Here is a 19,571-nt window from a genome sequence, read left to right as displayed (position 1 = left end):
TATCTATGTTTTTGGAGGAACCGCGAAGCACTTGTGCGGCGGTCAACATCCTCTTTTTCAGCTCTAACGCCAGTCTATTTTCCTGTTCAACCGGCGTTATCAAGCTTTTTTGGCAATGACCAGAACTTTGCCCTGATCCAGTTCTTTTTCGTAAAAATCAGCTTCCGTATCTGTAAATCCCAAGGAAGTAATTTTAGCGCGAAGCTCGTCGCCACGGGAACGGAACAGATTGGCTAATGAGTCAAAAACGCCCTCTTCCTTAATCCCGATTTCCTTGGCATCCACCGTATCTGCAATACGATCTGTCCGGTCCTGATCATGAGCGAGCACGAACACATCCTCATAACGATAGCCCGTGTTGCGCAATTCATTCACCGCTTCGACGGCTTGTACACCGTTCTCTACCACTTTGGCATAAGATTTATGATGGGTCTGATTCATGTTTCTCACGCTCCTTATTAGGATTGACTTCTCTGACTATTACACGCTGTACATTCGTTTGAAACTTCCATGTTATGTCATGCTCTTAAAATTAGAGACATTACCACTCCGTTTCATCAAAAAACTCAACATATTTGGGTTGATCGGACGATTCATCCATAAACACTTTGATCGCACGCTGTCCACGAACGTATACCTCGCCATCCTCCGCTGTAAATTGCGAGCCACCCAGCGCCTTATCCAGCGTTTGCCGTTTCAGCGGCAGCCACTCGTCATTGACCTTGATCCGTCCGGCAGCAGGATCTACATGCACATAAGAAACCATATCATCTCGCAAACCAACCACCACGTCAGGATATTGATATTCCGTAGAAAGCAGCAGCATATCCTTTTTCACTCGAAGGGGCTTGCCCATTTTTTTCAATACATCCATACGTGTATCGTCCAGAGATATGCCGTTTAACGTATGAAAATCAGCCGGTACGGCATTTTTGGCGGGAATCGTCTGCACAGCCCTTACTACATGCCCCGCCGTATGCGGGGAAACGGCTTGCTGAACCGTATCCTGTCCGGAAAAGGGAGTGAGCAAACCAGCAGTTAGCAATAAAATCTTCATCATAATTCTCACCCTTTCAATGAATTTCCTATAGTTTACGGTTCAGTCGCTATGCTACTGACGCATTTTCTGCCACACCCCGGCAGCGATATCTACATAACCCAACCAATTTTTAGCCGGCTTTGCCGCAGGCTCCTCGTAGGTCGCATTGTAGCTCTGAACCGTCCGTTCCGTTGAAGTTAACGGCCTGTTCGAAGCAACTGACTTGATCGCGGTTTCCGTACCTGTCTTTTTATCCACTGTATGATGCGGCTTCTGAAACCGGGTGATTAATGCCGCGGAAGCCTGCTTCGCAGCTAGAGTGACTTCGTTAAGCACCTCGCCCAAGTTTCTAACCGATTCCATCACAGGCTCCACCTGCTTCAATTTATGATCAACGTCTGCGGTAATGTCATTGGCATGTCGAACCGTTTGCTTTACTTCATAGCTCAGTTCATCTACCGTTTTTTGTACATCCTGGAGAGTCTGAGTTACCTTTTCAAGAGAGCCTTGTGCTGCTTTAAGTGTTCTAATGAGGAAAATAACGAGAACTGCAAATGCGATAGCGATAATAAAAATACTGACCTGTGTTAACATGGCCTAACCTCTCTTTCGTTTTTCACGATGATGTTTATGATTACTGCATAGTTACCCCTTACGTTCAGACACGAAACAACGTCACAGCTCGCTTTTCCTCCACTCCTTACGCTATGTTTCACGGATTAGGGCACGGTTTAAAACAACATATAACGATGGCACAGCCACGAAAGATTCAAATGATTCAGCCATCATTCGCAGCCATGCTCTATCGGGCGTGAGTATGCCACATTATATACAATTGAAGGAGGATGCAGAACATGCTGAAATGGTCCGCTTTATTTTTAGTTTTTGCCGTGATCGCCGGGATTTTAGGTTTTTTTGGTATTGTTGTATCCATAGCTGCTACAATCGCCAAAATATTGTTTGTGTTATTTCTGGTGTTGTTCGTCATTTCACTCTTTACCGGAAGAAGACGAGCGTCATAGGCGTAATAGAAGAAGCCTGAAACAAGTGTAGTGAAGATATATCATTATATAGCTTTAAAAATAGGATGTTCCCGCCCCAATTACAGGGTTGTGGAACATCCTATTTTTAATGCGTAATTTTTTAAGGCTAATGGCGCTTTTATTGGATTACGCTACCCCCGAACAGGAAACGATCCTGCCAAGGCTTGCTGAAATCCGTAACTTTCACACCGCCACCCGCTACAGAAAAGGTATGAAGAAGCTTGTTGTCTCCCAAATATACAGCTACGTGTGTAATCGTTTGGGAGGAATTATCCAAGGACGTATACGCCCCTGAAGACGCGTTGTAATTAGTAAAGAAAAGCAGATCGCCACGCTTCAGCGTGGTCATGTCTGTGTTTGGCTGACTATTCTGCTTGATCCACTCACCCTGTGAACGTGAATCCGCCGGAAGCTGAATACCTGCAGCCTGACGGAAAATTTGACGGGTAAATGCCGAGCAATCAAAAGTAGCCGTACTGTTACGATCCGAACCATATTCATATGGAGTACCGAGATAAGTCATCCCTGTGTTAATAACCTGTTCAATGGCAGCCGCTGCGTCACCAGAAGGCAAGTTTATGGTTTCCGCAGGAGATGCTGCAGCAGGAATCACGGTAGTGTCAGGAGCAGATGTTACTGGAGCAGCCACAGGCTGCTGCACAACAACGCCCTCGCCAATACGAATATACTGTGGAGACGAGCTGACATAGCCCACCGTGCCATCAGCATTGGTAATCTTAAACCAATAGGCGTTACTTGGATCTGTAATGGTGACGATATCTCCTGCATTCAAAAAGCCCAAAACCTCGGATGAAGTGGATGCCTCCGCCCGCAAACGAACGGACGTTTGAATCGTAGCTTTCGTTTGACCGGCAGAACTATTCACTGAGGCTGGAGCCTCTTTGGCTGAACTGTTAGTTTTAAGCACTTCTTTGGCTTCCGGTTTACGGACGGCAGGCTCGGTGACAGCAGCAGCGACGCTGGTAGCGCCTACTTTTATGTACTTGTCGGAGCTGCTTGTGTATCCAGTTACCCCATCAGACGTCTTGATCTTATACCAATAGCTGTTTGTTTTCTCCAATACCGTTACGGCCTCTCCCTGCTTCATAAAGCTGACTACATCTCCCGTAGTCGAAGGGCCGGATCTAAGCTTTACAGCCGCCTGAATAACCGCCTTCTGTCCCGTAGATGCTGTCGATGCCGCTGCGTCAACCTGACCCGGCGCCATATGAATTGCTGCCAACAGCGCGGCTGACGTCATGAGCATTCCCATCACGCGTCTTCTCAATGTTGCACCTCCTGGCTGTTTTTACGAATTTGAAGAGCAAGTCCAATTCCGACGAATATAGCCGGACATGCTTTCATTATAGTAAAAGCAACAGGAAGAGAGATATAATCCAAACGTCACAAAAGGCAGCGCATACACCTTTTATACATAGGTCTAAAGTCATTTTTACCACTAATTATTAAATAAATAATCTATAATTTGGGTTCCACATGGACATGAACATGCATCGTATTATGAACCTCTTGCAGGCGTTCCTCAATCCGGTCGCTGATCCGATGTCCTTCAATCAGGCTGAGTTGCGGGTTCACCTCTATAACAACATCCACCAAAGCATGATTGCCGTGTACCCGTGCCTTGACATCACGAATCCCCTCTACACCGGGTATATGAGCAATCGTGCTACGTAAGTCTGACAGCTCCTGCTCATCAAAACCATCCGTCAGGCTGTGTGTAGAGTCCTTAAAAATATCCCACGCCGTTTTACAGATTATAAATCCTACCGCTATAGCCGCAACCGTATCCAGCCATGGCAAACCAAACTGTGCACCAATAATACCAACCGCTGCACCGATACTGACGAGCGCATCTGACAGGTTATCCTTCGCTGCCGCCAGTAACGCCTTGTTGTTAATTTTCCGGGCCAGTCTGTTGTTGTACATGTATACTCCCAGCATAATGACTGCACATATTACCGCTACTCCTGCGGAAGTAACATCAGGCGTCTGCTTGCCCCCTCTGAAAATACTTCCGATTCCGTCAATAAGCACCTGAAGACCGACGACAGTCATAATAAAGGATGCCAGCAACGCCGCTATCGTTTCCGCTCTAAAATGTCCATAGGCATGGTCGGAGTCCGGCGGTTTTTGAGATATTCGCAGACCGATTAGTACGGCAATGGACACCACAATATCAGTGACATTGTTAAATCCATCGGCCAGTAACGCACTGGAAGCAAATATATATCCGCTAATCAGCTTAAAGGCAGACAGAAAAAGGTAGGCGATAATGCTCACCCATGCCCCTTGCTCACCTTTTCGTATTTCATCATACACATTCACCACAACGGGAACACTCCTTCAAAATTAGAGTTCCCGACAGAACGATCTCACCATCATAGTCACGGGAGAACCATAAAAGTCAGGATAAACACTTATACCATTCCATGCTGCGCCAACCCAAAAATAAAAATAGCAGCATAGCTGCCCTAAAAATAACCATTTGCCTTTGGATAACGGCTATTTCTAGGATAGCAGACGTCCTTTGTGTGGGTCTAGAGAAACAGTCTTTCCGCTCCGCATTGCTGTAGGAACAACGAAAAATTATTGCCAAGCTCCATTCCTGTGGGGTGTATAAAACATTTTTTCCTTTATGCAAAAAATAGGCATTCCCTCTTCCCACCCGCCCCGTCGTCATGTTATCATTGTCGCCCTTGTCCCATCTTTTAAAAACGTATAAAATGGGGACACAGCCGCGTTTTCCTTCAATCCAGCATGATTGACATGAATTTGGCGGCAACAGGAGGAATTTATTCATGAGCGATGCTAATGAACCACGTAAAGTTAATCTCGCAGATGCCATTCGGGAAAAGCTGGCACAAAAAAAACAGCAGTCCGGCGCTTCACAGCAGGGCGGCTTTCAAGGCGGTTCCGCCAAAACACTGAAAAGCCAAAATACGAAGAAGCCGAACAACCAACGCCGTCGTACAGGCGGATCATAAGCCAACCCGTTAGGCTAACTGCACCGGACTCAGGCAGGATTATCTTAGCCCTGTAGCCTTGGCGGTGTAAGCCATTGGTAATGGCGCAAACGAAAAAGAGGAGTCTCCCCCGCCATCATAAATGGCCTGAAGGAGCTCCTCTTTTTTATTTATCGATTTACTGAAGGTTAGCTGGTTTTAGACGATTTCTACCGGATACATACTTTCACGCAATTTCGTGATTTCATCGTTTTCCAAGTATTCATCATAGCTCATCGTACGGTCGATTACACCGTTCGGCGTAATTTCCACGATGCGGTTTGCAATGGTTTGAATGAACTGATGGTCATGCGATGTGAATAATATGGTACCGTCAAAGTCGATCAGACCATTGTTCAGCGCTGTAATGGATTCCAGATCCAAGTGATTGGTCGGTTCATCCAGCAGCAGCACATTGGCGCCATTGAGCATCATCTTGGCCAGCATACAGCGAACCTTCTCGCCCCCGGACAGCACGCTTGCTTTCTTGAGCGCTTCTTCACCTGAGAAGAGCATACGCCCCAGAAACCCACGCAGGAACGTTTCGTCCTGGTCCTTGGAATATTGGCGCAGCCATTCCACGAGATTCATATCCACACCTTCAAAATAGGTGGAATTGTCTTTCGGGAAATAAGCCTGAGTGGTGGTAATCCCCCAAGAGAATTCACCGCTATCGGCTTCAGTTTCGTTCATCAATACCTGAAAGAGCGTTGATTTAGGCAAACCGTTCGGGCCGACAAACGCGATTTTATCGCCTTTGTTCACAACCAGACTGAACTCATTCAGCACTTGCTCGCCTTCAATGGATTTGCTGAGACGGTCTACCGTCAACAACTGTTTGCCCGCTTCGCGTTCGGGCTTGAAGTTCAGGAACGGATATTTACGGTTCGACGGACGAATATCGTCCAGCGTAATTTTATCCAATTGTTTTTTACGTGAAGTAGCCTGTTTGGACTTGGAAGCATTTGCGGAAAAGCGCTGAATAAAGGCTTGCAGTTCCTTGATCTTCTCTTCCTTTTTCTTGTTGGCATCACGAGTCAAGGCAAGCGCAAGCTGGCTGGACTCATACCAGAAGTCGTAGTTGCCGACGTACATCTGGATTTTCCCAAAATCAATATCCGCAATATGTGTACATACCTTGTTCAGGAAGTGACGATCATGGGATACGACGATGACGGTGCCTTCATAGTCCATCAAGAAATTTTCCAGCCATTGAATGGATTCCAGATCCAAATGGTTGGTAGGCTCATCGAGCAGCAAGTTATTCGGACGACCAAACAACGCTTGAGCCAGCAAAACACGTACCTTGTCATTACCGCTCAGCTCAGACATGTTCTTGTCATGCAGGTCGCGTGGGATACCAAGACCGATCAGCAATGAAGCCGCATCCGGCTCGGCATCCCATCCGTTCAGCTCCGCAAATTCACCTTCAAGCTCGCCGGCACGCAGGCCGTCTGCCTCTGTGAATTCTGATTTAGCATACAGCGAATCTTTTTCCTTCATGATTTCATACAGACGCGTATGGCCCATAATAACGGTTTCCAGAACCGGGAATTCATCGTATTCGTAATGGTTCTGCTTGAGCACTGCCATCCGTTCACCCGGTGTCATGTGAACCTCGCCTGAATTGGCTTCGATTTCGCCGGAAAGAATTTTCAAAAAGGTAGATTTGCCCGCGCCATTGGCCCCAATCAGGCCGTAGCAGTTCCCAGGAGTAAATTTGATATTTACGTCTTCAAAAAGTGGGCGTTTGCCATAACGAAGCGTTACGCCGCTTGTACTGATCATATGAGCATACCATCCTTATCATTAGTAAAGTGCTAATCACAAAATTACCGACGGCAATAGTATAACACACAACGGATCGGAATCGAACCGTGTGTCAACCGAACAACCCTGGAACCTCCGTCGATATTCTAAAAATAAAATAAAAAATGCTTCCATCCCCACGATTGTCTCCTGACAAAAACGTGGGCCAGAACCATTTTTTCTTGTTTCCAGATTCGATGCCACCAGGAGACAGACGAGCCATTCAGCAGGCAGTATCTACACTCCCTGTGCTTGTAAATGTACGGAAGCTCCCACACCTATCGGAATAAGATACATTCCCGCCTCTGCGTCATGTCTTACGACTACTTCCACGCCGTATACTGCCTGAATCATGTCGGATGTGACGACCTTAGCGGGCGGACCGTTCGTTATAATGCGCCCTTCCTTCATGGCAATCATAACGTCGCTATAACGAATAGCCTGATTGATATCATGCAGCACCATTACGATCGTCAGGCCGTGTTCGTGATTTAACTGCCGTATGAGTTCCAAAATTTCAAGCTGGTAGTACATATCCAGATAGGTGGTCGGCTCATCCAAAAATAAAATCGGTGTCCGTTGTGCCAAGGCCATTGCAATCCATACACGCTGCCGTTCTCCCCCGGACAGCTGGTCCAGCGTGCGTGTTCTGCGTTCCTCCAGATTCGTACAGGCTATCGCCCATTCGACCGCCTGCTCGTCCTCGTCACGTCTCGCTGTGAACATGTTCTTATGCGGGAGTCTTCCGAAGCTGACGAGCTTTTCTACGGTCAAGTCAGAGGGTGCCTCATTCTGCTGATGAACCACCGCCAGTTGACGGGCCAGCTCCTTGGGCTTGTAGTGGGCAATCTCTTTACCGTCCAAAATCACTTGACCCAGGCGGGGAGCCGCATTGTTCGACATGACGCTAAGCAGCGTCGATTTGCCACAGCCGTTGGGACCAATGATGGTCGTAATCCGTCCCGGCTCAATGACAGCATTGATGGCGTGAAGACGATCCGTTTTCCGGTCATATGAAAAGGTAATATCCTTAATGTCCATAAGTGCGATCCGCCTTTCTGATCAGGAATATCAGGAACGGCCCGCCAATGACGGCCATAATAATGGAAGCCGGAATTTCATTGGGAGCAAGTACCGTCCGGCCCAGTGTATCCGCGAGCAGTAGCAGTAACCCTCCGCATAAGGCAGAGAACGGAATCAGCCATTTGTGATCCGAACCCACCAAGTAGCGAGCACAATGCGGAACGAGCAGGCCGATAAAGGCAATAACTCCAGCAATGGCTGTAGCCGTTGCCGCAAGCAGCACCGCAATGACGGAGATCAAAAGCCGCGCACGCGTCACATTGAATCCCAGGTTTTTAGCCGTTTTATCTTGCAAAGACAAAAAGTTGCACCAGGAGAACACGAGCATAGCTAAAATCAGCCCAATCCCGCCATAGGTCACAATAACCTCGACATCGACCCATTTTTTCATGGACAAGGTTGAGGTTGTAACCTGATTAATACTGGTGACCGCATAACTCCCCCGATAATTAAACGACTGCCCCAGACCCGAAAAAATCGCATTCACAGCGACCCCGATCAAGATCAGACGAATCGGATGCAGGCCGGATTTCCATGAAAATCCGTAAACCATCAGGCAGGCCAGCGCACCACCAATAAAAGAAAAGAAGGGCATCCAGAAATAGAGCGCCGGAAAGATCGTAACGGCTATCAGCGAAACCAGAGCCGCCCCCGAAGAAATACCGATAACCCCGGCATCAGCCAGCGGGTTTTTCATCACGGCTTGCAGCAAAACACCCGCCACCGCAAGCGCGGCTCCCGCCATCACAGATACGATAATTCTCGGTAGCCTCAGATCCTTGACCACATTGACCTGATCATCCGTACCTGTCCACAATCCGGTCACCAATTGGCTCAAATTCACCTTGAGACTTCCTGTCATCGCTGAATAGAGAATGACACCGATGAGCAAGGCGATTACAACGATAAAACTCCAACCTTTTTTCGACATGTCATCAGCTTCCTTTAATTCGAAGGATACAACATTTTTACTAGCTCATCCAGCGCCGAGTTTGCCGCCAAATTTCCTGTTGTTCCAAACAGCGGCTCTGGCAGATCATAGACGTGTCCGTTTTTCACAGCGTTAAAATGTTTCCAAATATCGTTAGTTTTGAACTCTTCGTCGAACATTTTGACCACTTCATCCGGCATCCCATGTGCAGCACGCAAAATAATATCCGGATTGGACTGTTGCAAGGCTTCTGTATTGTGGGCAATAAATTCAACCTTCTCACCTTGGACTACGTTCGTCCCGCCTGCAATTTTAACCAGATCCCCAATATAGGAATGCTCGGTAGCCACCAGATAGCTTCCCGGTACCCCCAGCAAGATCAATACTTTAGGGGATTTCTTCCCTTTGATCTTTTGTTGAATCTCGGCTACTTTAGCATCCAAAGCTCCATTAATCTCCTTTGCCTTTTCGGCTTTGTCAAACGTGTCTCCCAGCTTTTGAATTTCTTTTTGCATATTCGCGAGACTTTCAAAATTCATAAATTCGGTATTGATTTTCAAATCTTTAAATTTAGGCTCCAAATCATATTTCAGTGTCGTAACCGACAGTACGTCCGTCGGCTTCAACGACATCACCTTTTCCATATCAGGACTCATCGGATTACCCACATCAGGGACATCCTTGTAACGGTCAGGCAGTACCTTCATGCTTGTCGGCTTGCCTGCCAAATCCAGACCCAGCGCATCCGTAATTTCCGTAATGGCTACCGTTGTAGCGACAATACGCGGCTGTGTTTTATCACCGGACGTTGCTGCTGATTTTGCGCCTTCATTATCGTTCTGTCCAGCCGTTGCTCCTCCCGAGCATCCGGCGAGCAACAAAAACACCAGACCCATCAGCATATAAAAGCAGAATGATTTCCCTTGTACCAACGCTGTATATCGTTTCATGAAAGCCAAATCACCTCAATTCAAAATATAGAAGCTGCATGAGCCTCAACTTTTCGGGTAATGAAATGCTGACAAGTCTTGATGCCAGGGCACCAAGACTTGCTTGCATACAAGCTATTCTGTTATTGAAGCAGGTATGATGCTCCTGCGCCCTGATGTTATTTTGCTTTCAGGCTCGCTTCGTCAAATTTGAATTGAACGGTATACCAGTGATCATACGGCACGCCGCCAAGAACCAATCCTGGCACAATGACGTGGGTGTAGGCACTGATTTTCTGAGACAAGTCCCCGACTTCAAATTGAACGACACGCGTATCGCCAGATGTCGAGATGACCTCCACATCTTTCAGGCTACCGTTCTGCTCTACTTGAAGAACAGGCATCCAAGAGCTATTTTTCAAAGTAACTTGAATATAACGCTTGTCTCCCTTTTCAATCAATGTAGCAGGCTTATCGAGGTATCCATCCATGACGGAAGCTTCGCTCGTTTTATCTTTAAATACGTTGTAATTGATCGTGTATTGCTTTTTGGAAGTGACTGTTTGAGCTGATTGCTCCAATACAGGTTTCGTTTCAGCCACAGGTGTAGTCGGTTCTACTGCCTTGTCCGTAGAAGCTGCTGTCGGTTCAGTAGCGGTTGTAGTTGCAGTTGCTCCTTCACCTTTAAGCGATGCACGGTCAAATTGAATTTGTCCGCCGAATTTTTCATTCAAAATGAATTTCTCAGGCAGATATACCTGTGTGTACACGCTCAACTTTTTGTCCAGATCAGGCACTTCAAAAGCGATGGTACGCGTGTCACCCTTCGTGTTGGAACCCACAACGGTTGGATTGGCATAACGGCCTTCAAAATCCGTTTGGAACAACTTCAGAGCCTGATTGTCCGTAACGGTCAGATGTGCTTGCACTTTGCCATTCTTCACAACCAGCTTCGCGAGACTCTGTACAAAAGGAGCCACAAGGGATTCCTTGTCTGTTCCGTTCGCCAGCAAACGGAAGTTTGCTGTATACTCTCCATCCGCTAAATTGCTTTTCCCTTTTTCAACTTCGCTCGTCTTTTTATCGTTGAAATACGTTACATCGCTAGTATCGAATTTGAATTCAAAATCGTATACCTTCTCTACACGATCCTCAGCTTTGAAGACCATAGGAGTAGCACTCGCTACCTTCGGAGCTTCGTAAACAACCAGTTGTCCTTTTACGTAGTTCTTAAAGTCGCTTACGCCAAAACGAACGTTCTTGGTATTACTTGCTGCATCTTCCTGGGTCACTTCTGCGTCTTTGTAGCCTCCGCTTGCGTTATCCCAAATGCGCAATGCCTTCACTTCATTACTGTTTTGCAGCTTCAGACCAACAAACCGTTTGTCGCCTTCCACGACTAATTGCGCTGGTTCATTGGTGATAAAGCGTTGAGCCGGAGAATTCTCTCCTGTTGTTCCATCAGACAAAACAATGCTGAATTTCAAAACATATTTACCGTTGACGAGCTTGTCAAAATCCAATTTAACGATTGGATCTGGGGCCCCTGTAGAGGACGGTTCGACAAAGCTGCGAATGGTAGCAGGCTCAAATTGATACTGTACATCATATACATGGTCATAAGGGATGCCACCCAATTCCAGACCCGGTACAATGACATGTGTATTAACCGTAACTTTATCTGATAGATCTGCGACTTCAAATTGGACGGTTCTTGTATCTGCAGAGGTCGATTGATCAATAACCTGAGCCTCTGCACCGTTTACCTTGAACGTTTTAATCCAGCTGCTCTTGTCCATTTTGATCTGGATCAAATTTTTGCCGGATTGCTTCAATAGAGTGGCTGGTTTTTGCATATAGCCATCCATCACAGATATTTCATTGCTTCCGTTTTTGAGTACAGAGAAATCAATGCTGTATCTGCCGTTCTCAGCTCCAGGAGTTGTACCGCCATCCGTTCCTTTAACCGCAATGCTGCTACGGTCGAATTTGAGGCGGATCGCATGATCCATTTCATAAATGGTTCCGTTGTAGCTGGTACTTACATGAACTTGCGCGTTTAAAATGGTATCCACATCTGCCACTGAGAACTTCACAATGCGAGTATCGGCTGCTTTATCCTCACTCACAGTGCCTGCGTCCGTTAACGTTCCGTTTTGTTCGGTTTTAAACTTCGTTATCGTTGCACTGTCCTTGATCTGGATGGACACTTCATATTTGCCTTTAGTCGCTGTCAGTGTTGCCGGCGACACCAAGTATCGTGCCATCGCGGATGCTTGATCCTTGGTAGCATGCAGCGCATCAAAGTTGATTGAATAAGTTCCATCAGCTAAGGCCTTTCCGGGCGTACCTGGCGTTCCAGGGTCAACCGGGGTTGTTGCCGCTCCTAACTGGAGATCGACATCATAGGTATTCACATAGTTCAATTCAGGCCAGTTGATGCTTACCCATGCGTTCAGCTTGGCAGGCACTTCTTTGACTTCAAACTCAACCACACGTGTATTGGCCGTTTTGTCTTCTCTTACTACGATCGCGTTGGTCAACACTCCATTTTGTTCTACTTTGAAGCCATCAATTTGCTTGCTGTTTTTCAAAGTGAACTGTACATATTTCTTGCCACTACGTTCAACCAGAGTACCTGGTTTTTCAGTATATCCATCCATCATGGACTTTTCACTTGAACCATCTTTTAACAGCGTGAAGTCCAGATTTGATGTTACCGGATTTGAACCATTGTCCGTTCCCGGCAGGCTACTTTTGTCAAATTTAAGGCGGATATTATGATCCATTTCATACGGAGTTCCATTAAAACTCGTGCTGATATGCACCTGTGCATTCAAAACGGCATCCAAATCGGCTACTTTGAATTTCACTACGCGAGTATTCGCTGCTTTATCCTCACTCACAATATCCGTGTCCATCAAAGTTCCATTTTGTTCTGTTTTCAGCTTCGTTACTGTAGTGCTGTCTTTAACAGTAAAGGAAGCTTCATACTGACCCTTTTGCACCGTCAATGTTGCAGGAGACACCAGGTATCTTGCCATCGAAGATGCTTCTTCCTTGGTTGCATGAAGCGTATCGAACTTAATCGAATACGTTCCATCGGCCAAGTCTGATGGGGTTGCAGAACCCAGTTGAAGATCAACATTATACGTCTGCACGTAGTTCAATTCAGGCCAATTGATGCTAACCCATGCATTCAGCTTGGCTGGCACTTCTTTGACTTCAAATTCAACAACGCGCGTGTTAGCATTTTTGTCCTCACTTATCGTGGTAACATTCTCTAATACTCCCTTTTGTTCTACTTTAAAGCCATCAATTTGCTTGCTGTTTTTCAAGGTGAAACGAACATACTTCTTACCATCACGTTCAACCAAAACGCCTGGTTTTTCCGTATATCCATCCATCATGGACTTTTCATCTGTTCCATCCTTCAAAAGGGTGAAGTTCAAATTAGAACTCGTTACTGGAGGAGATGTACCCGTTTCAGTAATACTACTCTTGTCGAACTGGAGACGGATCTTATGATCCATTTCATACACAGTTCCTTGAAAACTTGTGCTTACATGTACTTGTGCATTCAGAATAGCGTCCAAATCCGCTACCTTGAATTTCACAATGCGAGTATTGGCTGTCTTGTCCTCACTTACAATATCTGCATCCGTTAGCGTTCCGTTTTGCTCTGTTTTGAACTCCGTCACTGTCGTGCTGTCTTTGATGGTAAAAGAAGCCTCATATTGACCCTTCGTTACCGTCAAAGTCGCCGGAGACAACAGATATTGCGCCATTGCCGAAGCTTGATCCTTGGTAGCATGCAGAGCATTGAAGTTAATGGAGTATGTTCCATCTGCCAAAGTTGATGGTGACTGTACTGCAGCCAACTGAAGATCTACATTGTAGGTACCTACATAGTTTACCTCCGGCCAGTTGATACTTACCCATGCGTTCAGCTTGGCAGGCAGTTCCTGGACTTCAAATTCAATAATTCGTGTATTTGCAGTTTGATCTTCACTTACTACGGAAGTGTCAGTTAACACTCCGTTTTGTTCTACCTTGAAGCCATCAATCTGCTTACTGTTCTTCAATGTAAATTGGGCATATTGTTTACCGTCACGCCTAATCAGAGCACCCGGTTTCTCTGTATACCCATCCATCGTAGACTTTTCATCCGTTCCATCCTTCAAAAGGGAAAAGTCCAAATCGGATAGTTTTTCTCCTCCACTAGGAGGCGTTACCGGTGGTGTTACTGGTGGAACGGTTGGATTCTCCGTTGAGTTTTTAAATCTCAGACTGGAAGGATCAAACTCAATCCATTCCTTCACCGAATAGTCCGGATCGGTATCTACATACCATGGAGAACTGCTATTAAATCCAAACTCCGTATTTACATTTTGATGAAAATCATAAACATCGAAACTTACAGTTCCCGAAGTTTTTCCGGAATCTACTTCTATTTTTGCGGGAACCGTTTCCCCGTTTTGTTCTACTGAAAATTTCGAAAGACCTTGAGCTTCCGCAAACTTAAATGAAAAATGATATTTTCCATCTTGGATTGTCAAATCCCCAGGGAAGGTATAGTTCGTTTTAAAACTCGAATCCCGAGTGCTTCCAGTAGAGGTCTTTCTTAAAGGCTTGTAGTCGATAAGATATTCCCCATCAGCATAGGTAGCCGTTGTGGCATTAGCAGGTTCGGTATATGTGCTAGGTGCTTCCTCATAGGTAGCATAGGTTGCACTAGTTACTGTAGTGCTGGAGCTAGACTGATTAGTTTGAGATGACTCATCCTCAGACGCCGCCAGTACATACGGGGAAAATAAAGAAAACAACATTATAATAGCGGCAAATGTCGTAAAATATTTGTTGAATCGGCTTTTCAAAATGATGTATCCCCCTACTTAAAATATACTCATTTGGAGCTTTGAAACTCCAAATGAGTATTCAGTTCAAATCAATATTTTTACAAAAAAACTTAAATATCGCTGTCGTCAAATTGGAATTGAACCACATAATCATGATCGTATGGAATACCACCAGTGTATTCTTTAGGCACACTTACATGCAGTTTAACGTTCAATTTTTGGGACGAGCTACTTACAGGGAACTCTACTATTCTTGTATCTCCTGATGTGCTTACCACAGTCGCATTCACATATTGACCGTTTTGTTGTGTTTTAAACTCAGTTACCCAAGCACTCTTCGTAATAGCAACTCTAACTTTGTTTTGACCATTAGAAACAATTAAAGTAGCAGGTTTTTTAACATAACCATTGGTATCCATGTAGGATTTTTCAGTGGTTCCATCTTTATAAACCGTATAAGGTAACTGATACGTACCGTTAGGCAAAGCCGCATTCGCTTTATTTGCAGAAAACGGAGCTAGTACAACAAATACCAGAGCAGCCATCAATACAGTAAGCATTACTTTTTTCAAATCCATACGGTTCATGATCATGTTCATGTTCTCAGTCTCCTTCTACGTTTTATTGTGGATTAGATTTCGTCGAATTGCAGTTGTACGTCATACTTGCCTGTGTAGCCAATGACTGGAATGGTGATTTCAGCGTAAGCGTTGACTTTAGCATTCAGGTCAGCAACTTCGAATTCCACTACGCGAGTGTTGTTGGCAGTATCAGTGCTTACCACAGTCGCATCTTGCAGTACGCCGTTTTGCTCCACTTTGAACGTTGTGATCAGATTGCTGCTTTTCACAGTCAAACGAACAACATTTTTGCCATTAGCTACAATAACCTGAGCTGGTTTCGTCAAATAGCTATCCAGACGGGAGGTTTCATTCGTTTGATCTTTCAGAACGGTATAGTCTACTGCATACGTGCCGTCGACTGCTGCCGCTTTAGCAGAGAACGGAGCAATAACTGCAAAAACAAGCGCTGTCATGATCAATGCAACGAGTACCTTTTTGAAAGAAAACTGCTCAAAGTGATTCATTACCATATTCATATTTACACACACTCCTCCATTTTTTATGCTTGAATTTATGTTGATTTCATGAACAATAAGATTGCTTGAATTTACTTCTTAGAAGATTTCGTTGATTTCGTAGACTGGACAACTGCTACTTTTTTGACACTTTTGGAATCAAAAGCGAAGCGAATGGTATAGTCATGATCGTAGTTATACGCAGGGACGGTAACATGAATTTTTGAAATCAGCGGGCTGTTCACAGTTGTTATTGGAAATTGTACAGTGCGGGTATCGGTTTTGGTGTCCTTGTGAATGACCTTTGTGTCGATGATTTTGCCTTTGTAATCCACTTTAAACCCGGTTGTCCATTCGCTGTGATTCAGCTTAATTTGCATGGTCATTTGGCCTTTTTTCACATACAGCTTGGCTGGCTTCTCAAAATAGTCATTAGCCATGGATACAGAATCGTTTTCGGCCTTGAGAATATTGTATTTAAGCGTGTATGTACCATCCGTCAATTTTGTAGAAGCCGTAGCGGCTACCACAGATGATGAAGTTGGCCAAAAGCTCAGCACACTGACCAGCAGAAACACAACAATCATTGCAGAATAACCCTTCTTCATTTTGACAGCAGTCCCTCCCCACGAGAATATAAGTAATTGATTATCATTCTCAATTGAATTTTTAAAAAAATAGCTCTTCTTGAGCTTTTCCTCCCCACCTTCCCATCCAGAAATTCGCAAAACCAAGTGAACCCATCACCAATATATCTTACACTTTTCGAAAATGTCAATATGTATTTGCGTGTATATAACCCCTTGATATATGCTATTTTTTAAGAAAAATTTAGGATACCTTCCTCTATACCATGAATCCCATCTACTCCATTTCAGTAAAAAAATTATTTAAAATTTTGGTTTTTTCAATTGACAATTCCTATTGATATTCATTATCATTCTCTTATGTATAAATGAAAATGATTATCATTATTGTTTAACTTAAAATTGCAGGAGGAATGACATGAAATCTTATGTGTTGTGGTCATCCGCAGCGCTTTTATTGGCAGTTACCGGATGCAGTAATGGTACTCCGGCCGCAGATCACAAACCAGCCACTGCATTTGTATCTGCCACTTCCGGCACTACAAGCGGTGCAGAGATTCAGGTTACTGATTTTTCAAAACGGACGTTGGCGTTCCAAGGTGTCCCTCAACATATCATTGCGCTCAGCAATGGCGATCTGGATATCATATATGCTTTGGGCGGGACAGCCGTTGGTAGACCCAACTCGAATGGACCTTCCGTCGTGCCTGCTGCTGAAAACGTTCAACAAGTAGGCTCTACTCATGAAGTCGATCTGGAGAAAATTACGATGCTCAAACCGGATATCGTATTGGGCAATTACCCTATGAATGAGAAAGACATTCCAGCTATTGAAGGTGTTGGTTCACAACTGCTGCTGACAGGGGCCAATTCAGTCAAAGAGATTCAATCGCAAATTACACTCTTCGGACAATTACTGCAAAAGCAGGCTCAGGCCGTGAAGCTGAATCAGCAAATTGACCAACAGGTAGCCACATTACAAAAGGAAACAGCCTCTGCCTCCAAACCTAGAGTGCTGCTTGTTTACGGAGCCCCGGCCACATATATGGCGGCGTTGCCGAATTCATTAGGCGGAAATATTCTGGAAATGGCTGGCGGTGCCAATATTGCTGCTGATTTTCCGGGCCTGCAAAATTTCCCGCAATACGCGCAGCTAAACACGGAACGCATCGTACAGGCCGACCCTGACTACATCCTGATTATGACCCACGGCAATACGGATGAGGTCAAAGCCGCTTTTATAAAGGAAATGCAGGAAAATGCAGCTTGGAGCGGAATCCGGGCAGTCAAAAACAATCAGGTTGAAGTATTACCCTCTGATCTGTTCGGAACAAATCCGGGCACACGGGTTACTAAAGCGCTGGATTTGATGCATCAAAAGCTGTATCCGGCGAAATAAGCGATGAACAAACTACAACGCGCCAGAAGACGCACCATCGCCTGGATTACGCTTCCGATCCTGCTGCTAGCCGTATCCGTGTACGGCCTGGCTTACGGATCGGTGTCGATTCCACTACGAGAAATCAATCAGGTTTTGCTGTATAACGATGACTCAATATATCGCACAATTCTGATGGATCTCCGGCTCCCCAGAGTATTAGTGGGTCTGCTCGTAGGAGCCTGTCTGGCAGCTTCCGGGGCACTTCTTCAGGGAGTGATGAAAAATCCCTTGGCTGATCCCGGCATTATTGGCGTATCGGCCGGTGGTGGACTCGCTGCGGTCATCACGATGGTCATGCTTCCGCAGCTCAGTTATCTTCTTCCGGTAACGGCCTTTTTGGGAGCTTTTCTTAGTGCTATTGTCATTTACCTGCTGGCTTGGGACCGGGGGGCTTCTCCAGTCAAAATCGTGCTGGCTGGCGTTGCGATCAACGCACTGCTGGGCGCGCTCACCAACGGCGTGATGGTCATGTACAGCGACCGCGTGCAAGCAGTTCTGCCTTGGCTATCCGGCGGATTGAACGGACGAAGCTGGCATCATCTGGAGTTCATGGCGCCTTACGCCATCATCGGCTTAATCGCCTCCCTGTTTGCGATCAAGCCTGCCAATTTGCTGCTGTTGGGCGACGATTCAGCGCAACTGCTCGGACAGCGTGTAGAGCTTCAGCGGCTGCTCATTATTTTGCTCTCTGCCCTGCTCGCCGGTACGGCAGTCAGTGTAGCGGGGCTGATCGGTTTTGTAGGACTGGTTGTTCCTCATGTCATCCGACTGCTGATCGGGGAGGATTACCGTTTCCTCCTTCCCCTTTCCATTCTGGGCGGCGGGACACTGGTCGTACTGGCAGATACGGTGGCACGGTCCTGGTTTGATCCGATTGAACTGCCTGTAGGTATTTTGCTGGCCGTCATCGGAGCGCCGTTCTTCTTAATCCTGCTCAAGAAACGGGGGAATTTCGGATGACAGCCATTCAGGGTGATCATATCTCCTTGCAGCGCGGGTATTTCAAGCTGGACGATGTAAACATTACCTTACCCGCCAGACAGCTCACCGCGATTGTCGGGCCCAACGGTTCGGGCAAGTCCACGCTTTTGCGGATTATTACACGGCTGCTCAAGCAAGATCAGGGGCAGGTTTCCGTACTGGGCAAGCCGGTTCAGGAATACAAGCGGCGCGATTTTGCCCAGACGATTACAATGCTGCCGCAAATGAAGGATATGCTGCCGTTATTAACGGTTCGTGAGCTGGTCGCTTACGGAAGATCCCCTCATGCCAAAGGCTTGAGGACACGGCATACCGGACAGGATCAGTATATTGTGGACCATGTCATAGAAATCACAGGCATGAAGCCCTATGCGGATCGGATGTTCCATACTCTATCGGGAGGTGAACAACAAAAAGCGCGAATTGCAATGGCTTTGGCCCAACAAACGGGTATTCTTTTGCTCGATGAACCTACCACTTTTCTGGATATCGCTCATCAATTTGAGGTTATGGATATGCTGAGGCGTATCAATCACGAGTCCGGCTTGACGATTGTTATGGTACTGCATGATTTGCAGCAAGCTGCGGCCTATTGTCATCATATGATTGCGCTTAAAAGGGGACGAATCGCCATTGCCGGCGAACCCCGTCAGATTTTGACGTCTGCTTTTCTTCGCGACATTTATGAAATGAACGCTACGATCAAATTTGAGGATGGCTATCCGGTCATTATACCGACCATACCACATCATTCAGGAGGAATTTAAT

The 19,571-nt window shown here is 45.9% G+C and carries 18 protein-coding genes; 5 read left to right on the top strand and 13 right to left on the bottom strand.

Features of this window, described 5'->3' with window-relative positions:
• Positions 1–99: 99 nt before the first annotated feature.
• The 3 genes from ACQ4MX_RS19985 to ACQ4MX_RS19975 all read right to left on the bottom strand — a co-directional run bounded on the left by ACQ4MX_RS19985 (position 100) and on the right by ACQ4MX_RS19975 (position 1,633).
• Positions 100–441, bottom strand: a complete 342-nt coding sequence (locus ACQ4MX_RS19985) for a general stress protein (RefSeq protein WP_025684488.1) — start codon at positions 439–441, stop codon at positions 100–102.
• 100 nt (positions 442–541) lie between these two features.
• Positions 542–1,060 (bottom strand): hypothetical protein, encoded by a 519-nt coding sequence (locus ACQ4MX_RS19980; protein WP_431086954.1) that lies wholly within the window; start codon positions 1,058–1,060, stop codon positions 542–544.
• A 51-nt stretch (positions 1,061–1,111) separates the two neighbouring features.
• A complete protein-coding gene (locus ACQ4MX_RS19975) occupies positions 1,112–1,633 on the bottom strand; it encodes a DUF948 domain-containing protein (protein WP_431086952.1) in 522 nt (173 codons plus the stop codon).
• Between the two features lie 260 nt (positions 1,634–1,893).
• On the opposite strand from ACQ4MX_RS19975, the gene ACQ4MX_RS19970 reads away from it, so the two are divergent.
• Positions 1,894–2,061 (top strand): DUF1328 domain-containing protein, encoded by a 168-nt coding sequence (locus ACQ4MX_RS19970; protein WP_134912682.1) that lies wholly within the window; start codon positions 1,894–1,896, stop codon positions 2,059–2,061.
• Between the two features lie 139 nt (positions 2,062–2,200).
• Here the strand turns inward: ACQ4MX_RS19970 and ACQ4MX_RS19965 are convergent, their stop codons facing one another.
• A complete protein-coding gene (locus ACQ4MX_RS19965; protein WP_431086951.1) occupies positions 2,201–3,370 on the bottom strand; it encodes an SH3 domain-containing protein in 1,170 nt (389 codons plus the stop codon).
• A gap of 191 nt (positions 3,371–3,561) precedes the next feature.
• The gene (locus ACQ4MX_RS19960) at positions 3,562–4,431 is read right to left on the bottom strand and encodes a cation diffusion facilitator family transporter (protein ID WP_431086950.1); all 870 of its coding nucleotides are present in this window, start codon (positions 4,429–4,431) and stop codon (positions 3,562–3,564) included.
• A 470-nt stretch (positions 4,432–4,901) separates the two neighbouring features.
• On the opposite strand from ACQ4MX_RS19960, the gene ACQ4MX_RS19955 reads away from it, so the two are divergent.
• Complete coding sequence (locus ACQ4MX_RS19955) at positions 4,902–5,087, top strand: hypothetical protein (RefSeq protein ID WP_013311941.1); 186 nt, start codon at positions 4,902–4,904, stop codon at positions 5,085–5,087.
• A gap of 177 nt (positions 5,088–5,264) precedes the next feature.
• On the opposite strand, the gene ACQ4MX_RS19950 is transcribed toward ACQ4MX_RS19955, so the two are convergent.
• From ACQ4MX_RS19950 to isdC, 8 genes are all read right to left on the bottom strand, one after another.
• Positions 5,265–6,893, bottom strand: coding sequence for an ABC-F family ATP-binding cassette domain-containing protein (locus tag ACQ4MX_RS19950; RefSeq protein ID WP_431086948.1), 1,629 nt, complete (start codon positions 6,891–6,893; stop codon positions 5,265–5,267).
• 258 nt (positions 6,894–7,151) lie between these two features.
• Entirely contained in the window at positions 7,152–7,955 is an 804-nt protein-coding gene (locus tag ACQ4MX_RS19945; protein ID WP_431086946.1) for an ABC transporter ATP-binding protein, read from the bottom strand.
• On the bottom strand, positions 7,945–8,928 hold the full coding sequence (locus tag ACQ4MX_RS19940) for a FecCD family ABC transporter permease (protein ID WP_134912671.1): 984 nt from the start codon (positions 8,926–8,928) through the stop codon (positions 7,945–7,947). The genes ACQ4MX_RS19945 and ACQ4MX_RS19940 overlap by 11 nt, the downstream gene beginning before the upstream one ends.
• A 14-nt stretch (positions 8,929–8,942) precedes the next feature.
• Positions 8,943–9,878, bottom strand: a complete 936-nt coding sequence (gene isdE, locus ACQ4MX_RS19935; protein WP_431086945.1) for a heme ABC transporter substrate-binding protein IsdE — start codon at positions 9,876–9,878, stop codon at positions 8,943–8,945.
• A gap of 158 nt (positions 9,879–10,036) precedes the next feature.
• Positions 10,037–14,734, bottom strand: a complete 4,698-nt coding sequence (locus tag ACQ4MX_RS19930) for an NEAT domain-containing protein (RefSeq protein ID WP_431086943.1) — start codon at positions 14,732–14,734, stop codon at positions 10,037–10,039.
• A 92-nt stretch (positions 14,735–14,826) separates the two neighbouring features.
• Positions 14,827–15,315, bottom strand: a complete 489-nt coding sequence (locus ACQ4MX_RS19925; protein WP_431086941.1) for an NEAT domain-containing protein — start codon at positions 15,313–15,315, stop codon at positions 14,827–14,829.
• A gap of 32 nt (positions 15,316–15,347) precedes the next feature.
• A complete protein-coding gene (locus ACQ4MX_RS19920; RefSeq protein ID WP_431086938.1) occupies positions 15,348–15,815 on the bottom strand; it encodes an NEAT domain-containing protein in 468 nt (155 codons plus the stop codon).
• A gap of 71 nt (positions 15,816–15,886) precedes the next feature.
• Positions 15,887–16,402, bottom strand: a complete 516-nt coding sequence (isdC, locus tag ACQ4MX_RS19915; RefSeq protein WP_431086936.1) for a heme uptake protein IsdC — start codon at positions 16,400–16,402, stop codon at positions 15,887–15,889.
• Positions 16,403–16,799: 397 nt separating this feature from the next.
• On the opposite strand from isdC, the gene ACQ4MX_RS19910 reads away from it, so the two are divergent.
• From ACQ4MX_RS19910 to ACQ4MX_RS19900, 3 genes are read left to right on the top strand one after another with little or no spacing between them, the layout of a single operon-like run.
• The gene (locus ACQ4MX_RS19910; protein WP_431086934.1) at positions 16,800–17,780 is read left to right on the top strand and encodes an ABC transporter substrate-binding protein; all 981 of its coding nucleotides are present in this window, start codon (positions 16,800–16,802) and stop codon (positions 17,778–17,780) included.
• Between the two features lie 3 nt (positions 17,781–17,783).
• Positions 17,784–18,782: a FecCD family ABC transporter permease gene (locus tag ACQ4MX_RS19905; RefSeq protein WP_431086932.1), complete on the top strand. Its 999-nt coding sequence runs from the start codon at positions 17,784–17,786 to the stop codon at positions 18,780–18,782.
• A complete protein-coding gene (locus ACQ4MX_RS19900) occupies positions 18,779–19,570 on the top strand; it encodes an ABC transporter ATP-binding protein (RefSeq protein WP_431086930.1) in 792 nt (263 codons plus the stop codon). The genes ACQ4MX_RS19905 and ACQ4MX_RS19900 overlap by 4 nt, the downstream gene beginning before the upstream one ends.
• Position 19,571 lies beyond the last annotated feature (1 nt).

The organism is Paenibacillus sp. 8b26, from assembly GCF_050626875.1.
Lineage (GTDB): Bacteria > Bacillota > Bacilli > Paenibacillales > Paenibacillaceae > Paenibacillus.
Note: the sequence above shows the minus strand (reverse complement) of the source record. Positions and strands in the feature narration are given on the sequence as shown.